We start from the raw sequence: 12,853 nt of genomic DNA on the forward strand, positions 1-12,853 counted from the left end.
TGTGCGCGCCCGCGGGGCCGTCCCCGTCACGTTCCCCCTCGGGTACTCCTCGCGGCACGGTCGGCACAGGCGTTCAGCACCGATTCAAAGAGGGAGAGCGTCCCCTCTATTCCCGCGAGGGGCCTTGGAGTGAGCCTGAATACGCCGCGGAGGGGCGGCGTTACCCCCACGAACGCGGCGTTTGGGCACGCGTGCCTCTCGAACGAGGACCCTAGGACGAGGTCAGGGGATTCACTCGAGAGGATATCGCGCACCGATGCGTAATTCCTCGCCGGCTCGACGCGGAACCTCCCCGGGACGGGTTCATTCCGCGAGCCGACCACGAGGATGTCTGCATCGAGGTACCGCTCGAGCATGGTGCCAATCTCGCGCATGGAGAGACACTGCCCGAAGAGTGCGACGCGGGGGGGATCGAATCGCCTCAGGAACCGGTCGCAGGCCGCGATCACCTTCTCTTCTGCCTCCGGGATCTCGTCGTCGAGTATCTCCGCGGTAGACTCGCTCTCCGGGTCGAGCCTCTCGAGGGCACGTGCGAGGTTGGAGAGGCCGAGGATGGTGCCAGCCCCCTCTCCCAGCGGGACGTCGAGGTCGGGATTCGTCGAGACCCTGAGCCGCGAGAGCGGCCGGCCGTACGCGTAGTGCCGGGTTGCGGGGATCGCGCCCGCCGGGATTCCGCACGCGGAAAGGATCCTCCGTGCCTCCCGGAGATCTCCCGCCGAGGAGAGGTCGTACGGCGAGAGGCCGACGATGTTCACGCCCTCGCCATCCGCCCGGAGACCGGCGCAGAGCGCCGCGGTGGCCCTCCGGTACCCTTCCTCGTACCCGCCCGAGAAACCGGGGGTCTCGATGACGCTGAACCTCGGCCTTTCGCCGTACCTCTCCTCGAGGATCTCCCTGATCTCCTCGCCCGTGACCGCGGGCACGCACGTGCACAGGACGGCAATCATCTCGTACCTGTGGGCGATCGCGTCGATCGTCCTCGCGAGGGCATCGCGGGTCCCAAGGACGATGTCCTTTTCGGAGAGGGAGGTGCAGTGCAGGGAGGCGTGGAGCACCGAAGCGGGGTAGTAGTAGCATCCGAGCGAGCCGTGGACGACAACCCCCACTCCCCCCGTCTCCGCGAGGGCGGCCGCGGCCCCCGTGAGCGCGCAGGGCCAGAGGGAACCGTCACACACGTGCACGGCAGGCACGCCTCCAGAGCGAGAGGACCTTCCGTATCCCGCCCGTGCCGACGGGGAAAGGGTCCGGCACGGGGACTTGTCTCCCCGAAGGGTGGATTGCCATCCCTGCAGCCTCCGCGATCTCCCTGCACGCTCCAAGGGAGTCGGCGTGCCCGGACGCTTCGCCGAACCGTATCCTCTCCCCCCGTAGGTGGCGGAACTCCCAAAAGATCCGTTCCTGCCGGGCTTCTTCTCCCGCGACGGCGGTCGAGACGTCGAGGGAGAGGATCTCGCCCAGCTCCTCGAGGAAGCATATCGTCCCCGACGGGCCGAGGGGAAACGAGCTCACGTAAGGTGTTCCGAACTCCGCCTCGAGGTGCTCCCCCACCGCGACCATCGAGGGGTCCCTGAGGATGTTGACCGCGCCCTGCGGGAGGCGCGAGATCCCCTCGACGCTCGACCTGCAGACAAACCGGGTGCAGACGGGGACACCGATCGCCGAGAGGAGGCGGGAGACCTCGCCGTAGTGGGCCTCCCTCTCGAATTCGAGCGTTTTTTCGCCGACAATGTTCGCGGAGATTGTCTTTTTTCCCCCGCGCGCGGGCGGAACAAGGGAGAGGAGGGCCCGGACGTGGCCATCGTGGAACCCGCCGCCGAGGAAACCCGCCGTGGGGATCGGGACCACGGGAACGCCGTAATCCTCCCCGCAGACGGAATCGACGTCGTCCCCGATCGCGCCGGAAACGCACGTCTGGAGGACGCAGACGAGGGAACAGTTCCCTGCCGCGGCGACCTCCCTAATGGTTCTTTCGAGGGACTCCTCCCCCCCGAAGATGATGTCGCTCTCGGAAAGGTCAGTGGAGACGATCGCCGGGAGCACCGGGTCGTCCCTCCCGGCGCAGAGCGCGTGGAAGAGGGAGAAATTGTGGTGCGCGCAGCCGGCGGGGCCGTGGATGACGGTGACCGCGCCTTCGATCTCCGTCGTCACGGAGAGCGCACCCGTGAGCGTGCACCCTCCCTCAAGGGGTGAATTCATACGCGAGGGTCTCGAGCTCTTCCATCCCGAGCGGGACGGGGATGTCCATCCGCCGGTTCTCGAGGATCCTTGCCGCGAGGTCCCGGTAAATCGCTGCCTGCCTGCTCTCCGGCGCGAATTCCACGACGGTCTTCCTGTTCAGTTCTGCCTGCTGGACGACCGGGTCGCGGGGGATGAAACCGACGAGCGTGCTCCCTATCCTCCGGGCGAACTCCCCGACGAGTTCTTCCTCCCCGCGGACGTCCCTTGCATTGCAGATGACCCCCGCGAGCCTGCAGGTCCCCCTCGTCCGGGAAGAGAGGCGCGCGATCGCCTTGCAGATGTTGTTTGCCGCGTAGAGCGACATGAGTTCGCCGGACGTGACGAGGTAGACCTCCTGCGCGTACCCTTCGCGCATCGGCATCGCGAATCCGCCGCAGACGACGTCGCCGAGCACGTCGTAGACGACGACGTCCGCGCAGAGTGCGCCGAGCCTCTCGAGGACCTGGAACGTGGCGATGATCCCCCTTCCCGCGCACCCGACGCCGGGCTCCGGTCCCCCCGCCTCGACGCACTTCACGCCCGCAAAGCCGGTGTAAACGACGTCCTCCCGCGATATCCCGGCATCCCCCCTCTCCCGAACAAGGTCCATCACGGTGGGGATCAGCCGCCCCTGCACGAGCATCCTCGTGCTGTCCCTCTTGGGATCGCACCCGATCTGCAGGACGTCGAGGCCCCGGAGGGCGAGTGCCGCGGAAATGTTCGCCGCCGTCGTCGACTTCCCGATACCCCCCTTCCCGTACAGGGCGATCTGTTTCATCCGGTACCAGTTGGGCACGGCGCGTAATTATGTATTCTGAAATTAATAACAGGAAACTTGAATTGCGATCACCGCTCCCCGCCCTTCAGGATGCCGGTGAAGAGGACGATGACGGGGATGACGTCGAGCCGGCCCAGCCACATCACGAAGATGAAGACCCACTTCGAGACGAGCGGCATCGAGTGGTTCACGTACCCCGCGGAAACGCCGCAGGAGCTCAGTGCCGAGACGATGTCGAAGATGAGGACCGTGACGTCGACCGAGATGATGTGGACCTGCAGGATGACCATCGTCGCGACGAATACGGTGATGACGGAGAGGATGATCACGAGCATCCCCTTGGAGAGCTCGGGTTCGGCGACCTCGATGGGGATGTTCCTCCCCTGGTACCGGAACGGGACGAGGACGGTGCTGCGCACGAACGCTTTCCTGAACCACCACACGATGCCTCTGTAACCGAGCGCGATGCGCGAGAGGTGGACACCGCCCGACGTGCTCCCGCTCGACCCCCCCACGAACATGAACATCGTGAGGAAGACGAGCGTCACGCTGGGGTAGAGGGCGGGGTTTGCATTCTGGAACCCCGTCGTGCTGATGACGGCGGTGGCCATGAAGAGACCCTGCCTCACGGCGTCCGCGGGCGCGTACTTCGCGATGAAGAAGAGGTCGGATATGACGATGAGGTACGCGAAGGCGAGGAAAGAGAAGAGGATCCTCACCTGCTCGTCCGAGAAGAAGGAGACTTTCCTGTTCCTGTAGGTCATGTAGAAGAGGGAGAACGGGATGGATCCCATGATCATCACGGGGATGAGGAGGAACTCGAGGGCTGCGTTGTGGTAGTGGGAGATGCCCCCCTCGACAGGCAGGAAACCGCCGGTGGATATCCCGGAGAGGGCGAGGTGCACCGCGTCCCAGAGCGGCACCCTCGCGATCGTGATGATTCCCACGGAGACCACGGTGAGAAGGATGTACACCGCCCATATCTCCTTCCCGTTCGCGACGATTGCCGGGATGACCCGCTCCATCCTGCTCTCGGGCCTAATGAGCGGCAGGTTCTCGAGGCTGGACCGGAACGCGACGGACAGCGAGAGGGAGATGATGGCAAGTCCGCCGAGCCACTGCATGTACGTCCTCCAGAAGAGGAGGCTGTGCGGCACGGAGTCCAAGTCGGGGAGGAGGGAAAAGCCGGTACCCGTCCAGCCCGCCATCGCCTCGAAGAGGGCGTCCGTGAACGAAATATCGAGGACTACCATGAACGGGATGCACGAGAAGAGGGCGAACATGAACCACACGAGGGCGACAGAACTGAGGGCTGCAGAGAACCTCACCTCCTCGGCCTGCCGCGGGATCGCGTTCAGGATGGACCCCGTCGCGAAGAAAATGAGGGGAACGAGTCCAAGGGGGAAGAACATCTCCCACTCTCCCCAGAGGAGGGCGACGAGGAGGGGAAAGAGCGTGAGGGGGCTCATGAAGACGAGCATTTCACCGAGCTCGCCGAGGACGATCGAAAAATAACGGATACTGCCCATCGATGATGGATCCTTTGGCCCTTCCCGGGTAATGTAAGTTTTCCCGGCGGGAATTCCCTTTTCCCTATCACGCTTGGGAAGGAATGTCGCCGCGGGAAAATCCCACGATGTGCGACGCGATGCACGCGGACAGGAAGATGTACATGAACGTGGTCGGCGTGAGAAACATGCCGTCCCCTGCGTCCGCGGAAGGGTTCCTCCCCGTAATTTCCTCGAGGAACGAGAGGAGGGTACCCCCGCTCCCCTGCGGGAGGAACCCGTCCAGTTCGAGGGTAGCCGACCCGGCCACCTCGCGGGGAGGGCTGAAGGAGAGGAGGAAAGGTCTCCCGTGGGAGAGGAAGAGACCGCGGATGTCAAGGGAGAGGGATACCCCCGCGGGGTAGGAATCCCAGCGGGAGAACCCGAGGGAGACGCGGTAGACGTTTTCTTCCCACCCGAGGTTCCTCCCGAAGCGGGAGAACGATATCCCCGCGACCACGGTCGCGAGGGGCCGCTGGGGCGCGACGTAGGCGGCGTAGTCCCTCGCCCTCTGGGCAAGTTCATCCCTCACTTCCCTGTCGGTGTAACCCCGGCTCTTTGTGTCGCGCTTCAGCTTCCATTCCCTCTTCACGTCGGGATCGGGATCGATGAAGAGCGTGAAATCGCAATACTCGCGGAGTTTCTCGGTGGAGAACGCGTGCAGTCCCTCGAGGATGAGGATTTTCCTGGGCGAGAACGGGAACGGTCCCACGATGCGACCCGTCGCGTGGTCGTACACCATCTTCTCGACCGGCAGGCCCTCCCTGAGCCGCGCGACGTCGCGCTCGAGGCGCGCGAGGTCATTTGCGCGCGGGGAGAGGGGGGTTATCCCGAGTGCCTTCCTCTCCTCCCTCCCGTAGATGTGGTAATCGTCGAGGGAGATGACCGAGACGAGATCGTCCCCGAGGATGTGCCGTATCGCCGCTGCGCACATCGACTTGCCCGAACCGCTGTCCCCCGCGATACCGACGATGTACGTGGTGCCCCGTGCATCGAGGGCCGCGCGGAGGGGGGAACCCCCGCCCGTTCCGCGGGCGTCCCCATCATTCACGCGTGGCAAGTCACCGTCGCCCCCCGTCCCTCCCGGCCGCGTCTTCGTGGCAGGTGCTTACCCGTGTATCCCGATTTCACGGTGTTTCTCCTCGATCTTGGCGGCGAGCTCCTCGAGTTTCCTGTGGTCCTCTGCGCGGGGAGTCCCCTTGATGTACACGGGCTCGATCAGCTCTGGCTTCGTGCGGGTGAGCATCCCCTTGAGCGCCTCGACGGTGTTCCCGGCCCACCCGTACGACCCGATGATCGAGACGAACCTCGTCTTTGGCCTGAGCATGTTGAAGAGGAAAGTCGCGTGGACTGCGAGGGGATGGGGGCCGAAGAGGACCGTCGGTGTGCCGATGACGACCGTCGCAGCGTCCACGAGGGCCATCGCGAGTTCGCCGGTGTCGGTGGCGACGAGGTTGAAGGGGAGGACGCGGATCCCCCTCTCCACGAGCGCGTCGCAGAGGACGCGGACCATCTTCTCGGTGCTCCCGTGCATGCTCACGTAGCAGACGACGACCTCGTCCCTGACGCTGTCGGATATCCAGTCCCGGTACGCGGCGAGGATGACCTCTGGGCGGGAATGGACCGGCCCGTGGCTGGGGGCGATGATGGAGATCGGGATACCCTTCAGTTTCTCCATGTGCTCCTGGATGTTCTTGCGGAAGGGCATCATGATCTCGGCGTAGTACCTCTTCGCGGATGTGTGGAACAGCCGCTCGTCGCCCATGAAGAGGTCGCTCTCCGCGTGGTGAGTCCCGAACAGGTCGCAGGAGAAGAGGACGCGGTCCTCGACGGCGTAGGTGACCATCGTCTCGGGCCAGTGGACCCACGGGGTCATGAAGAACTGGAGCGTCTTTCCCCCGAGGTCGAGCTTCTCCCCGTCGCCGACGACGAGGCACCGCGCCGGGTCCACCTCGAGGAGGTGAACGACGAGGTCCCTGCATTTTTCGTTCACGACGATCTGCGCGCGCGGGAAGAGTTCCGCGATCATCGGGAGGGACCCCGAGTGGTCCTGCTCGGCGTGGTTGACGACGATGTAGTCGAGGTTCTCGACCCTTGCCTTGACGAGGTTCGTGACGAGCTCGAGCTCCTTTGTGGGATCCACTGTGTCGATGAGTGCGGTCTTTTTTGACCCCTTCACGATGTACGAGTTGTAGCTCGTCCCGTGGGGGAGGGGGATGAGTGCATCAAAGAGTCTCCGGTCGAAATCCTGTACGCCTACCGCGAGGATACCCGGAACGATCTCGCGAACTGCCACACGGACCCCTCCTCACTTCCGCCGGAACAGGGACGGCGCTGCCTTGCAGACGGGGCACCGCCAACCCTCAGGTAACCGTGAAAATTCGACTCCCGGCGGGATCCCCATGTCGGGTTCCCCCCTCTCCGGGCTGTACTCGTGCCCGCATATCGTGCATATGTACGAATCCATTCCTCAAATCCTGCCTTTATTCTCGGAATCAGGCATTAGATCGTGGAGGACGGGCAGGCTTAATTGTTTTCCTGCGGGAACGAAAACCGGGAGCAATTCATCAAAACGCTTTTTTGGTCCGCGCCCCGACGTGAGAGGAGGACGATTCCACGCATGACGATAATGAAGATACGGGGGGGCGACCTCGACCTCGTCGAGTACGAGTTTGTCACTTTCCGGCCCGGGGAGATCGTGAAGACCGCCGGGATCGCGTGCGAAAAGCCACCCGTCCCGTTTCCCGGTACCGTCACCGCGAAGGCTCCCGCCCGGATACACCTGACCGTCCTCGACATGAACCGCTTCTCCCCGTCCCGCCCCGGCGGCGGTGGCGTCGGTTTCGCGATACAGCTGTACTGCACCGTCACGGTCTCCTGCACGGGGGGAGAGGTAAATATCGATTACAGCCGGCCCGCGCTCATCCGCCATTTCATCGAGGTGTTCAGGAAGGTCTCCGGGTACAGCGGGGGTTTTACCGTCGTGGCGAGGGACCACCAGTACCAGCACGTGGGCTTAGGCTCCACGAGCACCGTGATGATTGCGCTTGCCCACGCGCTCAACCGCGCTGTCGGCTCGCCCTTCTCGCCTGACCAGCTCCGGAAGATGGTCGGGTACAACTACGTCGAGGAGACCGTCGAGGGGAACGTCGCGTTCGGGTTCGAGACGGGTGTCGGGCCGGCAGTCTCCACCCACGGCGGGATGGCGATCATGGGCGACGACCTCACCCTGGTCTACCACCACCCGTTCGCGGAAGGGATGAAAGTCTACGTCGTGATTCCCCCGAGCGACACGTCCTCGGCGGGCACGAAGGAGTTCGACCTCCTCATGAACAGGGCGCGGACCCTCGACTACCGGGACAGGGAGCTCAAGGCCTACCTCATCATGATGGATTTCATCCCCGCCCTCGAGAGGGGGGATCTCCGGAGGATGGGCGAGATCATATGGGAATTCGATTTCCGCGGGTCCAAGAGGGCGGAAGTGGAACACCACAGCTTCGAGATCTACCACTACATGCACAGGCTCCGGGCAGCGGGCCTCGAGTTCGTGGGGATGAGCTCGGTCGGCCCCTCGATCGCGATCGTCACGGGGAGACCGGAGCGGGAAGTGGAGGAGATCGTCGGGGACCTCGGTCTCTCCATCGCCGTGAGGACGGCCGTGGACAACAGGGGCCTCGAGATCACGGTGCAGGAGGAGTGAAAACCGGGCGTCCCTTCCCTGCCGCGGGGAAAAGGGGAACTTCGGAATGTTTTTTCCCGCGCGGGGTCATACAGGTATGACTGGAATCCCGGAGGGAATCCCCCGCGGGAATGGTGCGTTCCCCATGCACGAATTCGGCATTGCCTACGACATCTACGCGACGGCCCGGAGGGCAGCCCTCGAGCGGGATGCAAGGGACGTCCGGACGGTCCACGTGGAGTTCGGGGAGCTCGCGATGGTCAACCCCGAGCAGGTATCGTTCCTCTACAACACCCTCGTCGAGGATGACCCCCTCATGAAATCTTCCCGGCTCACGTGGTCGGTCGTCCCTGCCGTGACCCGGTGCGGCTGCGGGTACGAGGGGACTGAGCGGTTCGTCTGTCCCCGCTGCGGGAAGTTCCCCGAGCTCGTGAAGGGGCGGGAGGTCGTCGTGACCCACATGGAGATAGAGGTGGACGAGGAATGAAGGTCACGCTCATGCACGGCGCGGGGGGAGAGGTCATGGGCGAACTCCTCGCGGTACTGACGCGGTTCGAGCACCGGAACGCGGGGGGCATCGGGCTCGAGGCGCTCGACGACGGTGCGGTCATTCCCCTCGGGGGGCAGAACGTGGTCTTCACCACGGACTCGCACGTCGTCCGCCCCGTGTTCTTCCCCGGCGGCGATATCGGGAGGCTCGCGGTCTGCGGGACGGTAAACGACCTCGCGGTGATGGGAGCTAGACCAGTCGCCCTCTCCTGCAGCATGGTCATCGAGGAAGGGTTCGACTCCGCGGACCTCGAGAGGATCGTGAGGTCGATGGACGAGGCCCTCGGGGAATGCGGGGCGAGCATCGTGACCGGGGACACGAAGGTCCTCGAGAAGGGTGCCCTCGACGGGATCGTCGTGAACACGGCGGGGATAGGGATCGCGGAGCGGGTTGTCAGGGACTGCACCCTGCGCCCGGGCGACGCGATCATCGTGAGCGGGACCCTCGGCGACCACGGGATGACGATAATGGCGGAGCGCGCCGGGCTCGCGCTCGGGTCGCAGCTGTCGTCGGACGTCGCGCCGATCTGGGGGGTCGTGGAGAAGGCTCTTGCGGCAGGCGACATCCACGCGATGAAGGATCCCACGAGGGGCGGGTTTGCGAGCGCCATCAATGAGATGGCGCGCAAGAGCGGCGTAGGGGTCATTGTCAGGGAGGAGGACATCCCCGTGAAGAGGAGCGTGCGGAGCCTCTCGGAGCTGCTCGGGATAGACCCGCTCGAGGTCGCAAACGAGGGGAAGGTGGTGATGGGGGTCGCCGCGGGAGACGCGGAGGCCGTCCTCGACGCGATAAAGTCCCACCCGTACGGCAGGGACGCCGCTATCGTCGGGGAGGTCGTCGAGGGATCGGGGGTCATTCTCCGCACGGGGGTCGGCGGGGAACGCTTCATCGAGCCCCCGATGGGGGATCCCGTCCCCCGCGTCTGCTAGGTCTGCTAAGGTACCGGGAACCCCGTCTTCTCGAGGAGGTAGTGTCGCAGGAGCGAGAGCGCTTCCTCCTCCCTCGGGCCGCCACACTTGTGCACGATTCCCGCGTGGTGCACGATGAGCCGCGCGATCTCCTCGTCTTTCTGCCGGACGTAGCGCGTCGCATGGATCGTCGCCTCGATGACGCTCGAAAAACCCCTGTTCACGGGGTGGACGCGGGGCGTGACGACCTCCTCCCTCATGGGCTCGAGGACGGCGACGAGCGCGTCGGCCGTCTCCCTCGCCTCGGAAACGCGGAACGCGACCCAAGCCTCCGCCGCGCGGAGTCTCTGGACGACCGTGTCTCCCGCCTTCTCCTCGCAGAGTTCCCCGGGTTGCGGGTCCGAGAACGCCGTCCGGACGTAAAGGACAGGGTCGTGGACGATGTTCGCGACGATCCACCGGTGCCGGCCCAGGTTGTCGTGGGTATGGCTCCCGCGGTACACGACCATCGAGTACCTGCCGCCGCGCAGGATGATCCCCATCGGCGCGGCATTGTCCCTCGTCGTCGCGATGACCTCGTTGATGCCCTCCCCTAGCAGTCCCATTCCCACCCTTCCCCGAGCGCGGTGTAGATCGACGCGATGACGATGTCCGCCGTCGAGCCGGGATTGATCCCCTTCTCGATGCACTCCTGGTCGAATGACTGGAGGTCCCGCGTGCCCTCGAGGACCTGGCGCGCCATCTCCATGACCCGCGCGGCGACTTCCCTCCCGTGCTTCTTGATGACGAAAGTGTCGGGCTCGAGCGCGAGGAGGGAGAGGTAGGCACTGACGATCCCCTGCCTCCCGCACCCCGCGGAGTGGAGGAGGTCCGCCCCCCTCCTCGTCACCTGGAAACCGGAGACCCACTCCCGGGCGACCATGTCCCGGGGCGCGGAGAAGAGCATCAGGTCGTAGAGGGTCATGCGCCTCCTCTGGATCTCGAGGATGGACGAGGGGTCGTTCACGTCGAGCTCGTGCCCAGGGATGACGCGGACGGACGTCTTCCCGAATGCCCTGTAGAATTCCACGGCGTCCTCGACCGTCGTTTCCCGGACGAGTCTCCGCGCACCCTCTATCCCGTCCCCCGCCACGAGAGGGACGAGGAGGATGAATGCACCAAAGTGCGTGTTCCCCCCGGAGTGCCCGCCGGTCCGCTCCACGGCCTCGTGGATGAGGCTCCCGATTCCCCTCCCCCCTGTCTCCGCGGCCCGGAACACCGGTCCCGACATGATGGCAGAGGCGAGGAAGTGTTCGAGCCGGGTCCCGGGGAAGTCGTGGCAGCGGTCCACGTTGCCCGGCTTAGGGAACGCGGCGACCTCGAGGACCATCGCGAGCTGAGCCCGTTCAGCGCGTGTGAGGTTCCCCATGTTGGAAGAATAGGTAGTGCAGGATCTTATCAGCGAGCTGTTTCTTCAGCCTCATGTACTCCTGGCGCGAGAGCCCGCACTGGGAGAGGGTCATGTCGCGGAACATGCACGGTGAAGAGTCCTTGCAGCACCACGCGAGACTCCCAAAACATGTCTGCGCCCCGGGCTCGAGGGGAGTCCCCGCGACCGCTTCCATCTTGAATGACATGTACTCCTCCCGCGAGAGGCCGATCTTCTCGAGCATGGGCAGGAGGGGACAGTTCTTGACCGGCATGCAGCAGAACGTGAGGGCCCGGACATCCCCGCCGCGGCAGAGCTGCTTGGGCGCGTTGTACCACCCGTGCTCGTCCGCGTGGCGGGCGATCGCGGCATCGAGCCCCGCGAGTGTCCGGATGTCCGCCTTCCTCGCGAGCGAGACGAGATCGGCGCCGTGGGAGAACATCTCCCTCACCCGGTCGAAGGTGTGCATGGAATTGTTCGCGATGAGGACGAGGGGGCACGAATTCCGGATCTGCCGGATCTTCTGGTAGCCAAAGTCCATCAGGTCGACGTGGATGATGTCGGCCCCGGCCCGCCATATCTTCCGCGCGAGGAGGCGGTCGTCCGCGCTCACGCCCGCCCGTATCTTCACGGAGACGCAGACGTCCTCCCGCTTCAGCGCGCGTATCTCCTCTTCGAGGAGGTCGGGGTGCAGGAGGAGGTACTCCCCCGAGCGTGCCTCCACCATGGGTCCCTGCCTGCAGTGGGCATCGATCTCGTACACGACCCCGTCACCGATCTGCGACGCCACCTCCGCGAAGGCCCCGGGGGTGCTCCCGCGGAGGTTCAGGCCGCACACGACGTCCGAGCCCTCCATCTGCCGTACCTGGCGCGAGAGTTCCTCGACGGGGTCATCGTACAGGAATTCCTTCCTGCCCGTGCGTTCCATCTCCCTGCTCGCCGCCATCGTGGGACCGTCGATGGAGAATCCCCCGAGGAACGCGAGCCCGACGTGGGACGCCCGGGCGAGGGCATACTCGGCGTTCACGGTGCCGGCCATCGCGGAGAGCGCGAGGGGGGACTTGATCGCCCGTCCATTGACGAGGAGGTCGTACCTTTGGTGACTGCGCGTGGAATCCATCGGGAGGCCGTCCGTCACGGGAACCGTGCTGTACACGAAGTTCTTATAAATTCGATCTCCTCCCATATAAAGGTGGACTATCGGGAGTCTCCCCCGTGCACGCGTGCGCCACTCCGTGCGGGACACGTTCCCACCCCCCGGACACGGAGGCGGGCCGGGCCCAAGTGTTACTCCCGGGGATCCGTTGTCTTAAATCGGCAACAATTTTACCGATGGTTGTAATACACTACGGTACATGGGTAAAAAAGGACTTTTACTGGTCGGGCACGGGAGTAAGCTCCCCTACAACAAGGAGCTCGTGGAGGCAACGGCCCGCCTGATAAGGGAGAGGCGACCGGACTACATCACGAGGTGCGGGTTCATGAATATCGATACCCCGACGATAAAGGACGCCCTCGAGGAGTTCCGGCACGACGAGATCGATGCCCTCGTGGTGGTCCCGCTCTTCCTCGCGAGGGGGGTGCACATCCTTGAGGATATCCCCGCCGAGCTCGGGCTAAAGAAAGGCCAATCAAGGGGGGAGTTCGCCCTGAACGGGAAGACCATCCCCCTCGTGTACGCCGAGCCCATCGGGAGCGACCCCCTCCTCGCGGACCTGATGATCAGGAACGCCGAGAGGGCGCTCTCGACCCTCTGACGTCGTCCC

14 protein-coding genes are annotated in these 12,853 nt (G+C 64.7%); 4 read left to right on the forward strand and 10 right to left on the reverse strand.

The features are described from left to right. Positions 1-26 precede the first annotated feature (26 nt). The 7 genes from QFX32_02570 to QFX32_02600 all read right to left on the reverse strand — a co-directional run bounded on the left by QFX32_02570 (position 27) and on the right by QFX32_02600 (position 7,009). The gene (locus QFX32_02570) at positions 27-1,181 is read right to left on the reverse strand and encodes a nitrogenase component 1 (GenBank protein ID MDI9632923.1); all 1,155 of its coding nucleotides are present in this window, start codon (positions 1,179-1,181) and stop codon (positions 27-29) included. After that, positions 1,168-2,196 carry a nitrogenase component 1 gene (locus tag QFX32_02575; protein ID MDI9632924.1) on the reverse strand — a complete coding sequence of 343 codons (1,029 nt, stop codon included), beginning with the start codon at positions 2,194-2,196 and terminating at the stop codon, positions 1,168-1,170. The genes QFX32_02570 and QFX32_02575 overlap by 14 nt, the downstream gene beginning before the upstream one ends. Then, positions 2,180-2,995: a Ni-sirohydrochlorin a,c-diamide reductive cyclase ATP-dependent reductase subunit gene (gene cfbC / locus QFX32_02580; protein ID MDI9632925.1), complete on the reverse strand. Its 816-nt coding sequence runs from the start codon at positions 2,993-2,995 to the stop codon at positions 2,180-2,182. The genes QFX32_02575 and cfbC overlap by 17 nt, the downstream gene beginning before the upstream one ends. A gap of 68 nt (positions 2,996-3,063) precedes the next feature. Further along, positions 3,064-4,524, reverse strand: a complete 1,461-nt coding sequence (locus tag QFX32_02585; protein ID MDI9632926.1) for a potassium transporter TrkG — start codon at positions 4,522-4,524, stop codon at positions 3,064-3,066. Positions 4,525-4,591: 67 nt separating this feature from the next. Next, positions 4,592-5,593, reverse strand: a complete 1,002-nt coding sequence (locus QFX32_02590; GenBank protein ID MDI9632927.1) for a uridine kinase — start codon at positions 5,591-5,593, stop codon at positions 4,592-4,594. 57 nt (positions 5,594-5,650) lie between these two features. Then, the gene (locus QFX32_02595) at positions 5,651-6,838 is read right to left on the reverse strand and encodes an FprA family A-type flavoprotein (protein MDI9632928.1); all 1,188 of its coding nucleotides are present in this window, start codon (positions 6,836-6,838) and stop codon (positions 5,651-5,653) included. A 12-nt stretch (positions 6,839-6,850) separates the two neighbouring features. Next, on the reverse strand, positions 6,851-7,009 hold the full coding sequence (locus QFX32_02600; GenBank protein MDI9632929.1) for a rubredoxin: 159 nt from the start codon (positions 7,007-7,009) through the stop codon (positions 6,851-6,853). Positions 7,010-7,162: 153 nt separating this feature from the next. Between QFX32_02600 and QFX32_02605 the strand changes: the two genes are divergently transcribed. The 3 genes from QFX32_02605 to hypE all read left to right on the forward strand — a co-directional run bounded on the left by QFX32_02605 (position 7,163) and on the right by hypE (position 9,700). Next, the gene (locus tag QFX32_02605; protein ID MDI9632930.1) at positions 7,163-8,242 is read left to right on the forward strand and encodes a GHMP kinase; all 1,080 of its coding nucleotides are present in this window, start codon (positions 7,163-7,165) and stop codon (positions 8,240-8,242) included. 124 nt (positions 8,243-8,366) lie between these two features. Then, the gene (locus tag QFX32_02610; protein ID MDI9632931.1) at positions 8,367-8,708 is read left to right on the forward strand and encodes a hydrogenase maturation nickel metallochaperone HypA; all 342 of its coding nucleotides are present in this window, start codon (positions 8,367-8,369) and stop codon (positions 8,706-8,708) included. Further along, on the forward strand, positions 8,705-9,700 hold the full coding sequence (gene hypE, locus QFX32_02615) for a hydrogenase expression/formation protein HypE (protein MDI9632932.1): 996 nt from the start codon (positions 8,705-8,707) through the stop codon (positions 9,698-9,700). Before QFX32_02610 ends, hypE begins: the two co-directional genes overlap by 4 nt. Before the next feature lie 5 nt (positions 9,701-9,705). Here hypE and QFX32_02620 read toward each other — a convergent pair whose 3' ends face one another. The 3 genes from QFX32_02620 to QFX32_02630 are packed head-to-tail and all read right to left on the reverse strand — an operon-like array spanning position 9,706 to position 12,207. Next, complete coding sequence (locus QFX32_02620; GenBank protein ID MDI9632933.1) at positions 9,706-10,284, reverse strand: DUF447 family protein; 579 nt, start codon at positions 10,282-10,284, stop codon at positions 9,706-9,708. Beyond that, positions 10,272-11,087: a triphosphoribosyl-dephospho-CoA synthase gene (locus QFX32_02625; protein MDI9632934.1), complete on the reverse strand. Its 816-nt coding sequence runs from the start codon at positions 11,085-11,087 to the stop codon at positions 10,272-10,274. The genes QFX32_02620 and QFX32_02625 overlap by 13 nt, the downstream gene beginning before the upstream one ends. Continuing rightward, positions 11,065-12,207, reverse strand: a complete 1,143-nt coding sequence (locus QFX32_02630; GenBank protein MDI9632935.1) for a methanogenesis marker 9 domain-containing protein — start codon at positions 12,205-12,207, stop codon at positions 11,065-11,067. The genes QFX32_02625 and QFX32_02630 overlap by 23 nt, the downstream gene beginning before the upstream one ends. A gap of 235 nt (positions 12,208-12,442) precedes the next feature. Between QFX32_02630 and cfbA the strand changes: the two genes are divergently transcribed. Further along, positions 12,443-12,844 carry a sirohydrochlorin nickelochelatase gene (gene cfbA / locus QFX32_02635; protein MDI9632936.1) on the forward strand — a complete coding sequence of 134 codons (402 nt, stop codon included), beginning with the start codon at positions 12,443-12,445 and terminating at the stop codon, positions 12,842-12,844. Positions 12,845-12,853: the final 9 nt, after the last annotated feature.

The sequence above is a fragment of the Methanolinea sp. genome (assembly GCA_030055515.1).
Lineage (GTDB): Archaea > Halobacteriota > Methanomicrobia > Methanomicrobiales > Methanospirillaceae > Methanolinea_A.

Excerpts from the sequence above, each read along its gene's own strand:
- QFX32_02630 (MDI9632935.1), bottom strand. The coding sequence starts at position 12,207 with ATGGATTCCACGCGCAGTCACCAAAGGTACGACCTCCTCGTCAATGGA.
- cfbC (MDI9632925.1), bottom strand. The coding sequence starts at position 2,995 with ATGAAACAGATCGCCCTGTACGGGAAGGGGGGTATCGGGAAGTCGACG.
- hypE (MDI9632932.1), top strand. The coding sequence starts at position 8,705 with ATGAAGGTCACGCTCATGCACGGCGCGGGGGGAGAGGTCATGGGCGAA.
- QFX32_02625 (MDI9632934.1), bottom strand. The coding sequence starts at position 11,087 with ATGGGGAACCTCACACGCGCTGAACGGGCTCAGCTCGCGATGGTCCTC.
- QFX32_02610 (MDI9632931.1), top strand. The coding sequence starts at position 8,367 with ATGCACGAATTCGGCATTGCCTACGACATCTACGCGACGGCCCGGAGG.
- cfbA (MDI9632936.1), top strand. The coding sequence starts at position 12,443 with ATGGGTAAAAAAGGACTTTTACTGGTCGGGCACGGGAGTAAGCTCCCC.
- QFX32_02605 (MDI9632930.1), top strand. The coding sequence starts at position 7,163 with ATGACGATAATGAAGATACGGGGGGGCGACCTCGACCTCGTCGAGTAC.
- QFX32_02600 (MDI9632929.1), bottom strand. The coding sequence starts at position 7,009 with ATGGATTCGTACATATGCACGATATGCGGGCACGAGTACAGCCCGGAG.
- QFX32_02585 (MDI9632926.1), bottom strand. The coding sequence starts at position 4,524 with ATGGGCAGTATCCGTTATTTTTCGATCGTCCTCGGCGAGCTCGGTGAA.
- QFX32_02575 (MDI9632924.1), bottom strand. The coding sequence starts at position 2,196 with ATGAATTCACCCCTTGAGGGAGGGTGCACGCTCACGGGTGCGCTCTCC.
- QFX32_02620 (MDI9632933.1), bottom strand. The coding sequence starts at position 10,284 with ATGGGACTGCTAGGGGAGGGCATCAACGAGGTCATCGCGACGACGAGG.